Raw genomic sequence first — 15,701 nt, forward strand, 5'->3', positions numbered from 1 at the left:
CTCCTCGGCGGCCCATCGTTCAAACTCAAAATCGCCACCGCCCCGCGACTCCCCGCCATCACGCCACTGACCTTGATCTCCACCGGTGCCGTGCGGTTGGAAAACCACTGCAACGCCGGGTTATCGCTGCGCGCCGCGAGCAATTGCGGGGTGGCCGCCGGGGTGTGGGATTCGGCGGTGGTCAGGAGCAGGGATGACCAGGTGGCGATGCCGACCAAGGCGGCCAGCAGTGCGGCGGCCTGGATGAGTTGGGGGGGTGAAAAGCGTGCGGTGAATCTCATGGGCTGAATCTCCTTTTAGTCCCGTTGACCAGACTACGCGGCAATTCTCACGGTTTTATTTCACACGCCTTACATGTTGGCCGTGCAGGATGGTTTTTTGGGACGGGACTGGACGCAAAGGAGTGCGCATTCGATGAACCGGTGCAGGCAGCAGGGTTTTACGCTGATCGAGTTGATGGTGGTGCTGGTGATCATCGGCATCGCCAGTGCGGCGATCAGTCTGAGTATCAAGCCCGATCCGTTGCAGTTGTTGCGCAAGGACGCCGAGCGCGTGGCGCAGTTGCTGCAGATTGCCCAGGCCGAGGCCCGCGCCGATGGCCGGCCGATTGCGTGGTTGAGCGATGGCAAGGGGTTTCGGTTCAGTCGGCGCAGTGACAGTGGCAAGGGGTTTGATCATTTCGATCGGGACCCGCAGTTGCGGCCGCGTCCCTGGCAGAGTCCGAAGCTGGAGGTTCGGGTGGAGCCGAAGCAGAAAGTGGTGCTCAACGCGGAGTGGATCAATCCGCCGCTGCAGTTGACGCTGTCTGACGGGCTCAATCGGTTGAGTGTGCTGCGGGATGCTTCGGGCCGGATTAGCGTGCAATGAACAGACAACAAGGTTTTACGCTGATCGAGGTGATGGTCGCGATTCTGTTGATGGCGGTGGTCAGTCTGATTGCCTGGAAGGGGCTGGACAGTGTCACCCGCGCCGACAGCCATTTGCAGGCCAGTGGTGAGCAGAGCGACAGCCTGTTGCGGGCGTTGAATCAGATGCAGCGGGATGTGGAGATGCGCGCCGGGATCGAGTTGACGGAGCCGAAGAAGGTCGGCACGGAGGATGAACCGGCGACGGCCCCGCCTGCCGTTACGGTGCGCAGCAGTGACAGCAAGGGGTTTCGGCTGGACATTATTCGTAGCGCGGCGGATCAGCCGGGGGCGTTGCAGCGGGTGCGCTGGTGGCTCAAGGGGGACACGTTGTATCGCGCGGTGGCGCCGGCGCGGAGTCGTTATCCGTTGCCGGCGCCGACGGCGGGGGTGGCGGTGTTGGGTGATGTGAGTGATTTGCAGGTGCGGGTTTGGGAGACGGACAAGGGGTGGCGGCAGTTGAGTGGGAATCGGCGGGAGGATCCGTTGGGGTTGGAGGTGCGGTTGACTCGGCAAACACCGCAAGGGCCGGAGAAGTACCGGCAGGTCATGGGGCCCTTGCAGTGATCAGCTAAGAACGACTACACCGCCCGGCAGTTCGGTGCATTTGACGCCGTAGGCATCACGGATCAGTGCACCTACGCCGGCCAGTTGATCGAGGGAGAACCGCGCCTGCACCCGACGCTGGCCGAGATCGCGATTCAGCAGCAACAACATCCCCGGGCGATAGCGGTTGATCTCATCAATCATCTGGCTCAGCGTCGCACCGTTGAACACCAGCACTTGCTGACGCCAGTTCATCACCGCCGCCGTGTCGACGCTTTGCACCGTGCCAACCTGTTGCGCGTCATAGGTCAATTGCTGGCCCGGTTCCAGTCGCAGGCTGCGGCCTTCAACTTCCACTTCTACTGCGCCATCCAGGCAAGTCACACAGACCTGTTGATCGAGGTTTCGCAAGTTGAATCGCGCCCTGCTCGCCCGTAGCCAACCACCACCCGCCTGCATCGCCATCGGCAGCCGTGCGGTTTGCACTTCGACTTCGCCGCTGACCAGTTCAAAGCCTTGCACGCCCTCATCCACCGAGCGCTGGTTGATGCGGGTCTGGGTGTTCAATTCCAGGCTCAGGCCATCGGCCGGTTCGACCCGACGTTGCTGGCCGACTTCAGTGATGTAATCGGCGCCGAGCCCGGAGAACCCGCCCGGAATCGTGCCGCGTACCAGCAGGAACGCCGCCGATGCGGCAATCGCGCCACCGAGAAAGGCCCGGCGTCCAAACCGACGTGGCGCCTGCGTCGCTTCGGCCGCCGGTTGCAGCAGGTGCCACAAGGCTTTGCACTCTTCGAAGGCGCGGGCGTGTTCGGGGCTTTGGGCGCACCACTGGCGCAACGCTCGGGCGTCGGCGACCGTGGCGCGGCCGGAGGTCAGCAGGATCAGCCAGTCGCGGGCTTCGCTTTGCAGACGCTCGGCAGGCGTGGGCTCGGCAGGTGTCAGACGGAAGATGTTCAAACGCACAGGTACTCGACGGGTTGATCGGGAGCTTCATTCACTAGACGGTTTTCCGGCCCCGCGACCGAACCGCTGAAACACTTTTCTTTCCAGTTTGGCCGCGCAGTGTCCGAGGGCAGCCTTGATTTCCTTCTCGACCATGCGCGTGGAGATGCCGAAACGCTGGGAGATTTCCAGGTGTGGCGCTTCTTCCAGGCGTGCGGCGATGAAGATCCGGCGGCGCCGGGCCGGCAGCTCGTAGAGGGCGCTGAGCAGGGACTGGATTTCCTTTTGGCCGCCGACTACGCGCATCGGGTCCAGCGCTTCGTCGCTGACTTGCAGCAGTTCTTCGATTTCGCTGCCGGTGAGCAGCCGCGCATCGGCCTGGCGGCGGTCGGCGGCGATGTTCAGGGCCATGCGATAGAGGTAGGCGTTGGGCCGCAGCAGGTTCGGCGGCGCTTCCATGCGGTCGACCCGCAGGTAGGTTTCGTGCAGCACGTCGTTGGCCAGGTCCTCCGAGCCGAGACGGCGTCGCAGGCGCACCCGAAAGTCCTCGTAGGACGTCAGGAACAGCTGGACCATCGAACTTTGTCCGGCGTCTTTCATCCCCCGGAAACTCCTTCCCATTGTGTGCATTCCATGCGCTTTCCTGACGATTCGGGTAACAACAGCAAGGTGACTGGCTGGCGCAATGCGCCGGGTGTCGGCCGGTCGATCCTGAGCGTGTGAAAACTGTCTACCAGCGCTGCATCGCGCCGAACATCGCCGGTGGTGGTGACCAACCGGTTGTGCTGCACCACGCCGTCGCGGCCGATCCACAGCTGCAACACCGCGCGAAAACTGCCGGGCCGGGTCAGCGGCGAGCGGCACAGGTTGCGTTCAATCGCAGCCTGCACCGCCGTGGCGTAACTGCGGTTGACCGCTGCGCTGGCGGGGGTTGGTTTCTCCGCCAGCAATGGCACTTCCTCGACTTGCGCCACCTGCAAGGTGAACGCGTCGTCGCGGCTGTACTTGGCCATCAACCCGCTGCCGCCGAGCATCCGGCGCAACGCTTCGGCGGCGGTGAATTCGCCATCCACCGCCAACGAGCGGCGACCGCGACTCAACTGACTATCGACCAGCACCGCCATGCCGGTGGCGCGGCTGAACTGATCGAGGGCGCGGGCCAGTTCCTGGGCCGGGATGTGCAGCGTCATGCGCATCGACGCCGGCACCGGGTCGGCGCTGGCGCGGCTCAGAAACAAGCCAAGCAGCAGCCCCAGACAGAGCTGGCGCATGAGCGCTGAGCGCACAACATCCTCCCTGGCACGGCCTCGCTGCACGGCTGATGTATCCCTGAAAACCGTCATCCTGAGGGCTGTTTATGAATCTGGTGTGACGGCCACTGCAAAAAAACCATCACGGGATCGGCGCCGCCATTGCACTAGACTCTTGAGCTAGAGCGGCCCCTTCGGGCCGGCCAGGAGGCCAGCATGAAATCACTGTGGACATTGGCGCTGAGCGGGCTGTTGTTGACGCTGTCGGGCGGCGTGCATGCCGAGCAGGCGGTGGGTTGCGTCGAAGTGACCGTGGGCGGTTACAAGGCGCCGAATTACGACTGCCTGAGCCAGCAGATGGGCAACAACCCCGACGGCGCGGCGGCTGCGCAGAAGAATCAGGAAGCGATGAATGTGCCGGTCAACAAGCGCCCGCCGAATCAGGTGGGGCTGGCGACGCCGGCGGCCACGTCGACGCGGATGGGCAATACGTTTGGCACGTCGGTGAAACCGCAGCGGTCACCGAACTAGCTTTGATCGTTCCCACGCTCCTGCGTGGGAATGCAGCCCGTGACGCTCTGCGTCACTGGACGCGGAGCGTCCCCAGAGGCATTCCCACGCGGACGGTTCGACGCCTCGACGTGGGAACGATCAACGTGTGGGGGCGTGGGAGCGATCAACGGCTAGTGATCAGTCACTGGGAATCTGCCGAAAACTCACCGCCAGACGATTCCAGCTGTTGATGGTGCTGACAGCCATGGTCAGGTCCACCAGTTCCGTCTCGTTGAACTGTTCCCGCGCCTGCTGATAAACATCGTCAGGCACCCGGCTATCCGCCAGCAGCGTCACCGCCTCGGTCCAGGCCAGCGCGGCCCGCTCGCGCAGATTGAAGAAGCCGCTGTCGCGCCAGACCGCGATGGCGTACAGCCGCCGATCCGTCTCCCCTGCCCGCCGCGCTTCCACCGAATGCATGTCGGTGCAGAACGCGCAGCCGTTGAGTTGCGAGGCGCGGATCTTGATCAGGTGCAGCAACGGCGCCTCGATGCTCAGGCTGCTGGTCAGCGCTTCCAGGGCAATCATCGCTTTCATGGCTTTGGGTGAAGCGCTGTAGTAATCCAGACGCGGGGACATGGGCGGGCCTCGGGCAGCAGAAGAGTGATTTCACGGTAAGCGCTGGTGCGCCAGGGTTACAGCCCCAATTCCACGGAAAACCGGCAGACCACTGAACCTTGACCAATTTCCGGTTTTTGCTCCACGCAACTTCTGCCCCGCGTGCATTCGGGAGTAATCTGGCCGGCACACTCAATTTCCCGGAGAGCCCCGTCGGTATGGAACTTCATGTCGTGATCAACGGCCGCAAGGATCTGGCCGGTCAGTTGTATCAGCAGCTGCGGGGCGCCATTGAATCCGGGCGTCTGGCCGCCGGCACGCAACTGCCGCCCAGCCGCTTGCTCGCCGAGCAACTGGGGATTTCGCGCAAGACCATTTCCGACACTTACGCGCAGCTGACTTACGAAAATTTCCTCACCGGGGTGATCGGCAAAGGCACTTACGTCAACGCTCGCGCCACGCCGGTGCAGCGCAAGCAAAGCCATTCCGAGCTGGCCAGTTCCGAGGTGATCGAGAGCTGGTGCAACCTGCCGGTGTTCTTGCGCCATCCGACGCTGGAAGGCTCGCTGCGCTACGACTTCATCGGCGGCGCCACCAGCAAGGGCCAGTTCCCCCACGATGACTGGCGCCGCTGTGTATCCCATGCGATGCGGCAAATGGCGGGTTCCAAAGGTTTTTACAGCGTTGCGGAAGGCTTGCCGGCGCTGCGCAATGCGATTGCCCGGCACATCGCGTTTTCCCGTGGCGTGAACTGCCAGGACGAAGACATTGTGGTGTGCAACGGCGCGCAGCAGGCGCTGGACCTGATCGCCCGGGTGCTGCTGCGCCCCGGAAGTCTGGTGGCGATGGAAGATCCGGGCTATCCGCCGGCACGGCTGCTGTTCGGTACTCACGGCGCCACCGTGGTCGGGGTGCCGGTGGATGCGGAAGGGATTCAGGTGCAGCACATTCCCGACGGCACCCGGTTGATCTATGTAACGCCGTCGCACCAGTTCCCGCTGGGCATGTCGATGAGCCAGGCGCGGCGCGAGGCCTTGCTGGCCCGGGCCTACGAGCTCGGCGCGATCATCATCGAGGACGACTATGACAGCGAGTTCCGCTACGAGGGCCGGCCGACGGATTCGCTGCACAACCTCGATCAGCGCGGCATCGTCGCCTACGTCGGCACCTTCTCCAAGACCCTGCTGCCAGAGCTGCGGCTCGGTTACGCGATCCTGCCGCCAGCGATCCTCGAAGCGGTGATCCGTGCCAAGCAGCTCACCGATCTGCACGCTTCCACCCTGCCGCAATGGGCGCTGGCCAAGTTCATCGCCGAGGGCTGCCTGCTCAAGCACATTCGCCGCTGCCACACCATTTACGCCCAGCGCCGCGAGCGGATCCTGGCGCGCATGGCCACCGACCTCGCGCCGTGGCTGGAGGCCGTGCCGGCGAGCGCGGGCTTTCATATGGCGGTGTTCTGCCGGGTGCCGATCGACTTGCCGCTGGTGATCGAACTGGCGAAAAAGGTCGAAGTCGGCCTATACGCCATCGACGGCTTCTATTACCAGCAGCCGGCCAGAAGCGGGATGTACTTCGGCTTCGGCGCCATCGAGACGCTGGACATCGATATCGCGCTGGATCGCCTGCGCGACATTCTGCAACAGGTCGCCTGATAGATTGGTCTAACGGATTACCCGCCGATTGGTTATTGGTGATCCGGGGGTGCAGGCCTATTCTGCACAGGCGTTATCCCTCAATGAGCAGGATTCGTCCGGCCTGATTCAGGAGTGTGAGCAATGTCCAACGAAGTGATCAACACCGTACAGGTGCAGGCTGCTGCCGGCCGCTCCGAGGAGCTGGGCAAGCAGTTGCAGAAGATCGTCGAAACCCTGCGCGAAACACCGGGCTGCGATTCCTATATGGTCGACCGCTGCCCCGACGACAGCCACCGCTGGACGGTCAGTGCCCATTGGCAGTCGGAAGCGGCGATGCAGGCGCATTTCAACCGGCCTGAGGCGCAGGGGTTTATCGATCTGATCGACAGTCGGCTGGCCAACAGCGTCGATTTCAACTCGTTTCCTATCGTTTGAAACTCCAGAAAATTGCAGCCTTCGGCAGCCTCGGGGAAACCCGCGAGGCTGCCGAAGGCTTTGGTTTTTCTGGTTTGCGGGGAATCAGGATTGGTCACCCGATCTTCCCGAATATTGGCCGTTTGATTAGACCGGCACGCGGACTACTGTGAAGACCGACTCCCCCACTTCACAGGTGACCCACCATGAAACTCCTGCACTGCTTCGCCGCCGCGCTTGCCCTGAGCATCTCCGTTCCAGTTCTGGCCCACGATGCCTCCGAGAAAATCTCGGTCTTGCAGGACCAGATGCTGAAAAATGTCCCGGGCAAAAAAGCCATGATGATCGAAGTCGACTACAAACCCGGCCAGTCCTCCATCGCCCACAAACACGACGGCACGGCCATGGCGTATGTGCTCGAAGGCGAAGTGACTTCCCAGGTCAAGGGCGAACAAGCGATCACCTACAAGAAGGGCCAGTTCTGGTACGAACCCGCCGGCTCCGAACATCTGGTGTCGAAAAACGCCAGCAAAACCAAGCCAGCCAAGTTGCTGGTGTTCATGGTGCTGTCGCCGGACGAGCAAGTGCTGATCCCATTGAAAAACTGATGGTTGTTTAACCAGCCATAAATAAAAGGCGCAAATCGTTGATTGGCGCCTTTTTTATTTCCCGCGGCAATTAATCAAAAACGCTTACAGCCAATAAAACTATTGCATGACAGTCATTCAGCAAATTGTCAGGTTGTTTTCAGTTTCGCGGGAGTAGTCTGAGGCAACTGTCGCCGGTTCCATTTAATCAACCCCGACACCTCTGACTTTCCGACTGAAGTTGCTTCACGGGAGACTCACCATGAAACTTGCCTTTGCCAGTACCTTGGCGATATCAGTTTTAGCGTTGTCCGCCTGTTCCGTTCCCACCGCTCCAAAAGCGGTTTCTTCCCTCGACACGCTGTTCACCCAACCGGTCGGCCGCAGCAGCGCCGCCCAGGTCAAAAGCGGTCCCGGTGTCTCGCTGGGCGTCGTCTACAGCCCGAGCACCCAGACCAACCGCGAATACCTGCGCGACTATCAGGCCAACGCCGGCACCGGTTTCGGCCAGAGTTTATTGGTGCAGCCGATCCATGACGCCTACGTCGCCACTTCGAAACCGGACATGGCCGTGGACTGGGTAAAAGCCTCGCTGCAACGCCAGTTCGGCTCGGTCACGGTGTACCCGGACATGCAAAGCCTGCGTGCGGCCAACCCGGATGTGGTGGCGATCGTCGACACTCACAGCCAATTGATTACCTCGCGCAGTTCGGACATCAAGGCGGATGTGAGTGCGGACTTTTATGACGGGAAGTTGAACTATATCGGGACGGCCAAGGGCTCCGAGGCGAAAGAGTTGACGCCGGTCTGGGCTGACTTCAAGCGTTCGGAGGAGATTGTCGCGGATATAAATCAGCAGCAGGAAGTTCAGGTTCGGGCGTTGCAGAAGTTTGACCAGTCGCTCAGTAATTTGTTGACCAGGCCGGCAGGTAATGTGTCGATGCTCGATACTAAACAAACACATAAGTTGCAGTGACAATCAGACCGCTGCCCTCACCCTAACCCTCCCGAAACGTCGGACCGCCCGTAGGGAGAGGGAACTGACCGAGGTGCTTGTTAGAGCTACACCGACTTGAAACATCGAGTCGAATTCAGGCTTGAAAGGCATGAAGATCAGTTCCCTTGTGGTGATAGTTAGACTGCTGCCCTCACCCTAGCCCTCTCCCGGGGGGAGAGGGGACTGACCGAGGTGATTGCTGGAGTTACACCGACTTGAAATATCGAGTCGAACTTGAGTTTGAAAAGCATGAAGATCTGCTCCCTTTCCCCCTCGCCCCCTTGGGGGAGAGGGCTGGGGTGAGGGGGTAGGATCTAAAGGACAACGAAAAACCTAACAGGCATAAAAAACCCCGCCTCTTTCGAGAGCGGGGCTTTTTCATTCAACGGCTACTCAAGCAAGCTCAAGCTCCGCAGTCGCCGCAGCAGGCACAACGGCCTGACCGCTCAGCGCCACGTCGTTCAGCTCGCGGTTGGCCACCGCGTACATGGCGTAGTCGGTGCCGCTGGCGGCACGGATTTCCACCAGCATGGCGCGCCAGCGCTGGATCATCGCGTCGTGTTGCGCCATCCACAGAGCCAGACGCGCTTCCACGTCCAGATCACCGCCGCCCGCTTGCAGAACGGCGATGGTGATCGCACGTTGCTGCCAGTCGACGTCGTCGCGGAACGCTTCGCGGGCCAGGGCTTGCCAGTTGTTTTCAACCGGCAAGGCGCTGATCTGCGAAATGTACCAGGTGATGTCCAGCGCGCTGCCCACGGCGAAGTACGCCTTGGCCACTTCGGCTGGGTCCTGACCGGTCACGTCGGCAGCCTCGATGATCGGCAGCAGCGTGTAGAGGTGGGTAGTCCCCGCCACCATACGTGCCAACAGCTCCGGTACACCGGCTGCGACGTAAGCCTGATAACGCGCCTGCCAGTTTTCGCGGATTTCGCCGCTCAGCAGCTCGTCCAGCTTCAGGCCCAGCTCCTTCAGGTGCGGACCGAAATGCGCGACGTCACGGGCAGCGTTCTGCTCGTTGCGACGGGCACGCAGGAACCAGCGCGTAGCGCGACGGCCCAGACGCATCAGCTCGTCCATCAGCTCCAGTTGCACGTCAGCGGAGACCTGGTAGTCCAGGGCTTCGATCTGACGGAACCAGTGCGGGAGGTGGAAGATGTCACGCACGATCACGTAAGCGCCAGCCACGTTCGCCGGGGTCATGCCGGTCGACTCTTTGAGTCGCTGAACGAAGGTGATGCCCATGTGGTTGACCAGATCGTTGGCGATCTGGGTGCTGACAATTTCGCGCTTCAGACGGTGACGGCGCATGGCTTCGGCGAACTTGCTGACCAGGGTCGGCGGGAACGCGGTTTCCATGTCGCGGGTCAGGTAATCGTCGTCCGGCACCAGGGAGCCCAGCAACTGCTCCTTGAGGTCGATCTTGCTGTACGAGATCAGCACCGACAGTTCAGGACGGGTCAGACCGTGGCCTTCGGCAACGCGTTCAGCCAGTTGCTCTTCGGTCGGCAGGAACTCGATGGCACGATCCAGCTTGCCACGGCCTTCCAGGTCGCTCATCAGACGCTTGTACTCGGCGATGCGCGCATAAGCGCGACGGGCCGCCAGGGACAGGGCCTGAGTCTGCTTGTAGTTGTTGCCCAGCACCAGACCACCGACTTCGTCGGTCATGCTCGCCAGCAACTGGTCGCGTTGCTTGCCGGTCATGTCGCCAGCCTGAACCACTTCGTTCAGCAGGATCTTGATGTTCACTTCGTGGTCGGAGCAGTCCACGCCACCGGCGTTGTCGATGAAGTCGGTGTTGGAACCGCCGCCATTGAGACCGAATTCCACACGACCCAGTTGGGTCATGCCGAGGTTACCGCCCTCGCCCACGACTTTGCAGCGCAGTTCGTTGCCGTTCACGCGCAGCGCATCGTTGGCCTTGTCGCCGACATCGGCGTGGCTTTCGGTGCTGGCTTTCACGTAAGTACCGATACCGCCGTTCCACAGCAGATCCACCGGCGCCTTGAGCAAGGCGTTCAGCAGTTCGGTCGGGGTCAGCTTGTCGGCCTTGATGTCGAAGCGTTCCTGCATCTGCGGGGAGATGGCAATGCTCTTCGCGCTGCGCGAGAAGATACCGCCGCCTTCGGACATGATGCTGGTGTCGTAGTCGGACCATGCCGAACGCGGCAGGTCGAACATGCGCTGACGCTCGACGAAGCTGGTGGCCGGGTTCGGGTTCGGGTCGATGAAGATGTGCATGTGGTTGAACGCAGCAACCAGTTGCAGCTTGTCGGACATCAGCAAGCCGTTGCCGAACACGTCACCGGCCATGTCGCCCACGCCGACCACAGTGATGCTGTCTTCCTGGACATTGATGCCGCGCTCGCGGAAGTGGCGCTGTACGCCAACCCACGCGCCCTTGGCGGTGATGCCCATTTTCTTGTGGTCGTAACCGGCCGAACCACCGGACGCGAACGCGTCACCCAGCCAGAAGCCGTAGTCGATGGCGATGCCGTTGGCGATGTCGGAGAAGGTTGCAGTGCCCTTGTCCGCCGCGACCACCAGGTACGGGTCATCGTCGTCATGACGCACGACGTTGGCCGGCGGTACCAGTTTGCCGTCCTTCAGGTTGTCGGTGATGTCCAACAGACCCGAGATGAAGATGCGGTAGCAGGCGATGCCCTCGGCCGCGATCTCGTCACGGCTGCCGCCCAGTGGCAGGCGACGCGGCAGGAAGCCGCCCTTCGCACCCACCGGCACGATGACCGAGTTCTTCACTTGCTGGGCTTTTACCAGGCCGAGGACTTCGGTACGGAAGTCTTCTTCACGGTCGGACCAGCGCAGGCCGCCGCGAGCGACGTTGCCGAAGCGCAGGTGCACACCTTCGACGCGTGGCGAGTAAACGAAGATTTCGAATTTCGGAACAGGCTTCGGCAGTTCAGGGATCAAGTGCGGGTTGAACTTGAAGCTGAAGTACGACTTGTTCTGGCCGTTGGCGTCGGTCTGGTAGAAGTTGGTACGCAGGGTCGCTTTGATCAGGTCCAGGTAACGACGCAGGATGCGGTCTTCGTTGAGGACTTGAACGTCGTCCAGCGCGGTCAGGATCGCTTGTTCCAGACGCAGTTGCTTGTCGTCCAGATCATCGCTGCCCAGCTTGCGTGCCAGGTAGAAGCGGGTCTTGAACAACCGGGTCAGTTCGCGAGCGATGTCGGTGTGGTTGTTCAGGGTGCTGGCGATGTAGCCGAGGTCGAAGCCCAGACGAATCTGCTTCAGGTAGCGAGCGTAGGCACGCAGCAGCGCAACGTCGCGCCATGGCAGGCCGGCGGTCAGCACCAGACGGTTGAACGCATCGTTTTCGGCGTCGCCGCGCACGATGTGGACGAACGCGTCCTGCAGGGTGTCATTGAGCTGCTGGATGTCCAGGTCCATGCCTTCAGCGGCAGTGAACGCGAAGTCGTGGATCCAGAACTCGCGGCCGTTGTTGTGACGCAGGCGATACGGGAACTCGCCCAGCACGCGCAGGCCGAGGTTTTCCAGGATCGGCAGCACGTCGGACAGTGCCAGCGGGGTATCGGCGTGATACAGCTTGCAGTGCAGCTCGCGCGGGCCGGAAGCCAGCGGCTGGTAGAAGCTCATGGCCAGCGGCTTCTTCTCGCTCAGGTTCAGCAGGTGCTGCATGTCGACCACGGCCGAGTGCGCAGCGAAACGCTCGCGGTAACCGGCCGGGAAGCCTTTCGGGAAGTCGGCCAGCACGTTGGTGCCGTTGGCTTCGCCGAAGGTCTCAACGGTCAGGGCGGCGTAGTCGTCCTGCCAGCTGCGGCAGGCCTGGATCACTTCGTTTTCCAGTTGCAGCGGGTCGATGTCGATGCGGTTTTTCGGGTCTACGCGCAGGATCAGTTGCACGCGGGCCAGCACGGACTCGGAGAAGAAGGTCCAAAACTCGCAGTCGGTCGCCTTCAGGCGCTCCATCAGCACTTGCTGGATTTTCTGACGGACTTCGGTGGAGTAGATGTCGCGCGGCACGTAAGCCAGGCAGTAGCAGAAACGGCCGTACGGGTCTTTGCGCAGGAACACGCGGATCTTGTTGCGTTCCTGGATCTGCACGATCGACATCACGGTGCTGAACAGTTCGTCGACCGGGGTCTGGAACAGGTCGTCACGCGGCAGCACTTCCAGAACCTGTGCCAGTTCCTTGCCCAGGTGAGCCTTGGACTGGAAGCCGGAACGGCGCTCGATCTCTTCGACCTTGCGGCGGATGTACGGGATGACACGTACGCTTTCGCCATACACCGACGAGGTGTACAGGCCCATGAAGCGGTGTTCCTTGATGACTTTGCCGTCGGCATCGATTTCGCGGATCGACACATAGTCCGGGTAAGCCGGACGGTGGACGCGGCTCGGGTGCGCAGCCTTGGCGAACGACAGCAGCGTCGGTTCGCGCAGGTAGTTCACGGCGTAGTCTTCGATGTGACGGTCTTCGTTGGTCAGACCGGTGCGCAGCATCCGGGTCAGGCCGAGGAAGGAGTTCTGGTCGTATTCGATATGGCCGCCATCGGCCTGATCGACAACGGTGAACTCTTCGTAGCCGAGGAAGGTGAAGTGGTTGCCCACCAGCCATTCCAGGAAGCTCTTGATTTCGGTCTTCTCGTCGGCTTCGACGGCGAATGCGCTGTTATCGAGCTTGGTGAGGATTTCCTGCACCTTGGCCTTCATCGGCTCGAAATCGGCAACCGCGACGCGGACTTCACCCAGGACCTGTTCCAGTTCCTTGGTCAGCACATTCAGTTCGGCCGCGTTGGCGCAGCGGTCGATTTCCAGGTACATCAGCGATTCGTGTTGTACGCCTTCGCCGGTCGAACCTTTAGGCAGGATTTCCAGCAATTCGCCCTTGCTGCCACGACGCACGCTGAGCACGGTGGTCTGCAGGGTGTGGATGCTGTAGCCGCGGCGGTTCAGCTCGGTACGCACCGAGTCCACCAGGAATGGCAGGTCGTGGTGCAGCACTTCGACCGCGGTGTGGGTCGACTGCCAGCCGTGACGTTCGTAATCGGGGTTGTAGACGCGCACTTGCGGTTGCGCGTGATCGAAGCGCTCAAGCAGGCGCCACGCAGAAAGAGTACAGCCAGCGAGGTCGGAGAGGCGACGTTGAGTCAGCTCGTCCAGGGAAATGATGCCGAAGAATTGTTCAGAGAACAGCGCCACTTGTGGCAGTGCCTGTTCACTGATGTGCTGCGCCAGTGCCGCTTGCAGTTGGTGCTGGAAGTCGGCTTTGCTGGCTGCGGTGAAGAACGCCATCTGTGGTACTCCGCTTGGGCTTGTTATTGATGGAAAGCGTCGCGTACAAAACCCCTTTCGGGGCGTTCTGTCGCCCTGTTCCTGAATCTCGGGCAGAGGAAACAGGGTGACAGGTGGGTGAAGCTGGACGAGACACTCAGGTCACATTCACCTTCCATGAATGGGCATCTGCAAAAACGACTGTCCGGGCTGCCGACAATGTCTTTACGGGTGCTCATCCGTTGCGCAGCTTAATGGGTGCGACAATGTGTCTGCTTGCGGTGCTGCGACATATTCGGTCATTGGCACGTAAACCAAGGCAGGCGCATCGGTAAACACTAGCATTCATGGGGCAGAACGCCGGTCTGAATCCCCGGTTTTACGGTACATGCGTGCCAGAAATGACCATTGACCTGCGTCGCGTTCACGACACATCCTCTGACACTCAGGCGAGCAGAAATTCCCGAGGGCTGGCAGAATCGCGCTTTATTGCGACCACCGAGCCCGCCGAGGCAGGAATTTCCCATGCAAATGACCACCGCCCTTTTGATCGTCAACCCGTGCGACGACGAAGAAGACAACATGGCCATGCTCTGCTGCCACAGCGACAAGGGCGACATGTTTCTGATGAGCCGCTATCCGGACGAGGATGAGCTGGAGATCACGCTGGATGGCGAGCCGTCCACCCTCGATGGCGTGAAAGTCACCTTGACCAAGACCCTGCTGAAAATCGAAATCGCGGCGGCGGATGCCGATGCGTTGAATGGTGATGATGTGCTGGAAATCACCTACAACCCGGACATGGTGGATCTGGCCGAGGTCGAGGAAACCCTGAAGAACATTCTTGACGGTACTGGCACCTTTATCAGCCAGATTTGATGGCGTCTGGGCCGGCCCTTTCGCCTGCGAAAGGGCCTCAAAGAACACCGCATCTCCCCCGCCCTACAAAATTCCAACAATTGCCCCGGTCATTTCCCGCACTTTGCGCAAAATGCCGTTAGTCGCCACCCCCTGCGATGGATTAAAGTAACGCCCCCAGCCCCGGCGTTATCCGAACGCCTGTGGCCACCCTTTCCAGGAACAGTCATCGATGGAACATCGTGAAGCGCTGCTGGCGCTGCGAACCTTTCTTTCAACGCAGATTCTCGGCCAGGAAAAACTCATCGAGCGCTTGCTCATCGCCCTGCTCGCCGACGGCCACATGCTGGTCGAGGGCGCTCCGGGTCTGGCCAAGACCAAAGCGATCAAAGAGCTCGCCGAGGGCATCGAAGCCCAGTTCCATCGCATTCAGTTCACCCCGGACCTGCTGCCCGCCGACATCACCGGCACCGAGATCTATCGCCCGGAAACCGGCAGTTTCGTGTTCCAGCAAGGCCCGATCTTCCACAACCTGGTGCTGGCGGACGAAATCAACCGTGCCCCGGCCAAGGTGCAATCAGCCTTGCTCGAAGCGATGGCCGAACGTCAGGTCAGTGTCGGGCGCAGCACCTATGAGCTGTCGCCGCTGTTCCTGGTGATGGCCACGCAGAACCCGATCGAGCAGGAAGGCACCTACCCGCTGCCCGAAGCGCAGCTCGACCGGTTCCTGATGCACGTAAAAATCGGTTTTCCGGACGCGGCCGTCGAACGCCGAATCCTGCAACAGGCTCGGGGCGAAGCCCTGAACGGCGAAACCAAGCCAGAACGTCGGGTCAGCCAGCAGGCGATCTTCGCCGCACGCAAGGAAATCCTTGGTCTGTACATGGCGGACGCCGTGGAGGAATACCTCGTGCAACTGGTCATGGCCACGCGCAACCCGGCCAAGTTCGACCCGGAAATGGCCGAATGGATTGCCTACGGCGCCAGTCCGCGTGGCTCGATCGCCCTCGACCGCTGTGCCCGCGCTCACGCCTGGCTGGCCGGTCGCGACTTCGTCAGCCCGGAAGACATCCAGGCGGTACTGTTCGACGTGTTGCGTCACCGCATCATTCTGTCGTTCGAGGCGGAAGCCGCCGGCATCGACCAGGATCGGGTGGTGCAACGGATTCTCGACGTCGTAGCCGTCGCTTGACCCC

At 61.3% G+C, this 15,701-nt stretch carries 15 protein-coding genes; 9 read left to right on the top strand and 6 right to left on the bottom strand.

Going from position 1 to position 15,701, the window contains the following annotated elements; all coding sequences use genetic code 11:
- On the bottom strand, window positions 1-281 hold a 281-nt coding region (locus tag AC3WRD_RS27750; RefSeq protein WP_102650873.1), incomplete at its 3' end, for a general secretion pathway protein GspC.
- 133 nt (window positions 282-414) lie between these two features.
- Here AC3WRD_RS27750 and gspH point away from each other — a divergent pair.
- Both gspH and AC3WRD_RS27760 read left to right on the top strand, forming a co-directional pair.
- Entirely contained in the window at window positions 415-867 is a 453-nt protein-coding gene (gene gspH / locus AC3WRD_RS27755; RefSeq protein WP_011334577.1) for a type II secretion system minor pseudopilin GspH, read from the top strand.
- Window positions 864-1,472, top strand: coding sequence for a type II secretion system protein GspJ (locus tag AC3WRD_RS27760; RefSeq protein ID WP_102650872.1), 609 nt, complete (start codon window positions 864-866; stop codon window positions 1,470-1,472). The genes gspH and AC3WRD_RS27760 overlap by 4 nt, the downstream gene beginning before the upstream one ends.
- Here AC3WRD_RS27760 and AC3WRD_RS27765 read toward each other — a convergent pair whose 3' ends face one another.
- The 3 genes from AC3WRD_RS27765 to AC3WRD_RS27775 are packed head-to-tail and all read right to left on the bottom strand — an operon-like array spanning window position 1,473 to window position 3,667.
- Entirely contained in the window at window positions 1,473-2,411 is a 939-nt protein-coding gene (locus tag AC3WRD_RS27765; RefSeq protein WP_102620987.1) for a FecR family protein, read from the bottom strand. It abuts the gene before it with no gap.
- A 33-nt stretch (window positions 2,412-2,444) separates the two neighbouring features.
- Window positions 2,445-2,996: an RNA polymerase sigma factor gene (locus tag AC3WRD_RS27770; RefSeq protein ID WP_102620981.1), complete on the bottom strand. Its 552-nt coding sequence runs from the start codon at window positions 2,994-2,996 to the stop codon at window positions 2,445-2,447.
- Window positions 2,993-3,667 (bottom strand): STN domain-containing protein, encoded by a 675-nt coding sequence (locus tag AC3WRD_RS27775; protein ID WP_102620980.1) that lies wholly within the window; start codon window positions 3,665-3,667, stop codon window positions 2,993-2,995. Before AC3WRD_RS27775 ends, AC3WRD_RS27770 begins: the two co-directional genes overlap by 4 nt.
- 195 nt (window positions 3,668-3,862) lie before the next feature.
- Here AC3WRD_RS27775 and AC3WRD_RS27780 point away from each other — a divergent pair, with 195 nt between their 5' ends.
- Window positions 3,863-4,177 carry a hypothetical protein gene (locus tag AC3WRD_RS27780; RefSeq protein WP_102620979.1) on the top strand — a complete coding sequence of 105 codons (315 nt, stop codon included), beginning with the start codon at window positions 3,863-3,865 and terminating at the stop codon, window positions 4,175-4,177.
- A gap of 159 nt (window positions 4,178-4,336) precedes the next feature.
- Here the strand turns inward: AC3WRD_RS27780 and AC3WRD_RS27785 are convergent, their stop codons facing one another.
- Window positions 4,337-4,777, bottom strand: coding sequence for a carboxymuconolactone decarboxylase family protein (locus AC3WRD_RS27785; RefSeq protein ID WP_096820026.1), 441 nt, complete (start codon window positions 4,775-4,777; stop codon window positions 4,337-4,339).
- Window positions 4,778-4,974: 197 nt separating this feature from the next.
- On the opposite strand from AC3WRD_RS27785, the gene pdxR reads away from it, so the two are divergent.
- From pdxR to AC3WRD_RS27805, 4 genes are all read left to right on the top strand, one after another.
- Window positions 4,975-6,408 carry a MocR-like pyridoxine biosynthesis transcription factor PdxR gene (gene pdxR, locus AC3WRD_RS27790; protein WP_102620978.1) on the top strand — a complete coding sequence of 478 codons (1,434 nt, stop codon included), beginning with the start codon at window positions 4,975-4,977 and terminating at the stop codon, window positions 6,406-6,408.
- Window positions 6,409-6,531: 123 nt separating this feature from the next.
- Window positions 6,532-6,825: a putative quinol monooxygenase gene (locus tag AC3WRD_RS27795; protein WP_096820028.1), complete on the top strand. Its 294-nt coding sequence runs from the start codon at window positions 6,532-6,534 to the stop codon at window positions 6,823-6,825.
- Window positions 6,826-7,010: 185 nt separating this feature from the next.
- Window positions 7,011-7,412 carry a cupin domain-containing protein gene (locus tag AC3WRD_RS27800; protein WP_102620977.1) on the top strand — a complete coding sequence of 134 codons (402 nt, stop codon included), beginning with the start codon at window positions 7,011-7,013 and terminating at the stop codon, window positions 7,410-7,412.
- A gap of 241 nt (window positions 7,413-7,653) precedes the next feature.
- Window positions 7,654-8,367 carry an ATPase gene (locus tag AC3WRD_RS27805; protein ID WP_102620976.1) on the top strand — a complete coding sequence of 238 codons (714 nt, stop codon included), beginning with the start codon at window positions 7,654-7,656 and terminating at the stop codon, window positions 8,365-8,367.
- Between the two features lie 414 nt (window positions 8,368-8,781).
- Here the strand turns inward: AC3WRD_RS27805 and AC3WRD_RS27810 are convergent, their stop codons facing one another.
- Entirely contained in the window at window positions 8,782-13,668 is a 4,887-nt protein-coding gene (locus AC3WRD_RS27810) for an NAD-glutamate dehydrogenase (RefSeq protein ID WP_096820031.1), read from the bottom strand.
- 504 nt (window positions 13,669-14,172) lie between these two features.
- On the opposite strand from AC3WRD_RS27810, the gene AC3WRD_RS27815 reads away from it, so the two are divergent.
- Window positions 14,173-14,526 (top strand): hypothetical protein, encoded by a 354-nt coding sequence (locus AC3WRD_RS27815; protein ID WP_096820032.1) that lies wholly within the window; start codon window positions 14,173-14,175, stop codon window positions 14,524-14,526.
- A 211-nt stretch (window positions 14,527-14,737) separates the two neighbouring features.
- Entirely contained in the window at window positions 14,738-15,697 is a 960-nt protein-coding gene (locus tag AC3WRD_RS27820; RefSeq protein ID WP_007913915.1) for an AAA family ATPase, read from the top strand.
- Window positions 15,698-15,701: the final 4 nt, after the last annotated feature.

Source organism: Pseudomonas sp. FW215-R2 (assembly GCF_058789255.1).

Coding starts and splice junctions, on each gene's coding strand:
- gspH (WP_011334577.1), top strand. CDS start 415: ATGAACCGGTGCAGGCAGCAGGGTTTTACGCTGATCGAGTTGATGGTG.
- AC3WRD_RS27760 (WP_102650872.1), top strand. CDS start 864: ATGAACAGACAACAAGGTTTTACGCTGATCGAGGTGATGGTCGCGATT.
- AC3WRD_RS27770 (WP_102620981.1), bottom strand. CDS start 2,996: ATGAAAGACGCCGGACAAAGTTCGATGGTCCAGCTGTTCCTGACGTCC.
- AC3WRD_RS27775 (WP_102620980.1), bottom strand. CDS start 3,667: ATGCGCCAGCTCTGTCTGGGGCTGCTGCTTGGCTTGTTTCTGAGCCGC.
- AC3WRD_RS27780 (WP_102620979.1), top strand. CDS start 3,863: ATGAAATCACTGTGGACATTGGCGCTGAGCGGGCTGTTGTTGACGCTG.
- AC3WRD_RS27785 (WP_096820026.1), bottom strand. CDS start 4,777: ATGTCCCCGCGTCTGGATTACTACAGCGCTTCACCCAAAGCCATGAAA.
- pdxR (WP_102620978.1), top strand. CDS start 4,975: ATGGAACTTCATGTCGTGATCAACGGCCGCAAGGATCTGGCCGGTCAG.
- AC3WRD_RS27795 (WP_096820028.1), top strand. CDS start 6,532: ATGTCCAACGAAGTGATCAACACCGTACAGGTGCAGGCTGCTGCCGGC.
- AC3WRD_RS27800 (WP_102620977.1), top strand. CDS start 7,011: ATGAAACTCCTGCACTGCTTCGCCGCCGCGCTTGCCCTGAGCATCTCC.
- AC3WRD_RS27805 (WP_102620976.1), top strand. CDS start 7,654: ATGAAACTTGCCTTTGCCAGTACCTTGGCGATATCAGTTTTAGCGTTG.
- AC3WRD_RS27810 (WP_096820031.1), bottom strand. CDS start 13,668: ATGGCGTTCTTCACCGCAGCCAGCAAAGCCGACTTCCAGCACCAACTG.
- AC3WRD_RS27815 (WP_096820032.1), top strand. CDS start 14,173: ATGCAAATGACCACCGCCCTTTTGATCGTCAACCCGTGCGACGACGAA.
- AC3WRD_RS27820 (WP_007913915.1), top strand. CDS start 14,738: ATGGAACATCGTGAAGCGCTGCTGGCGCTGCGAACCTTTCTTTCAACG.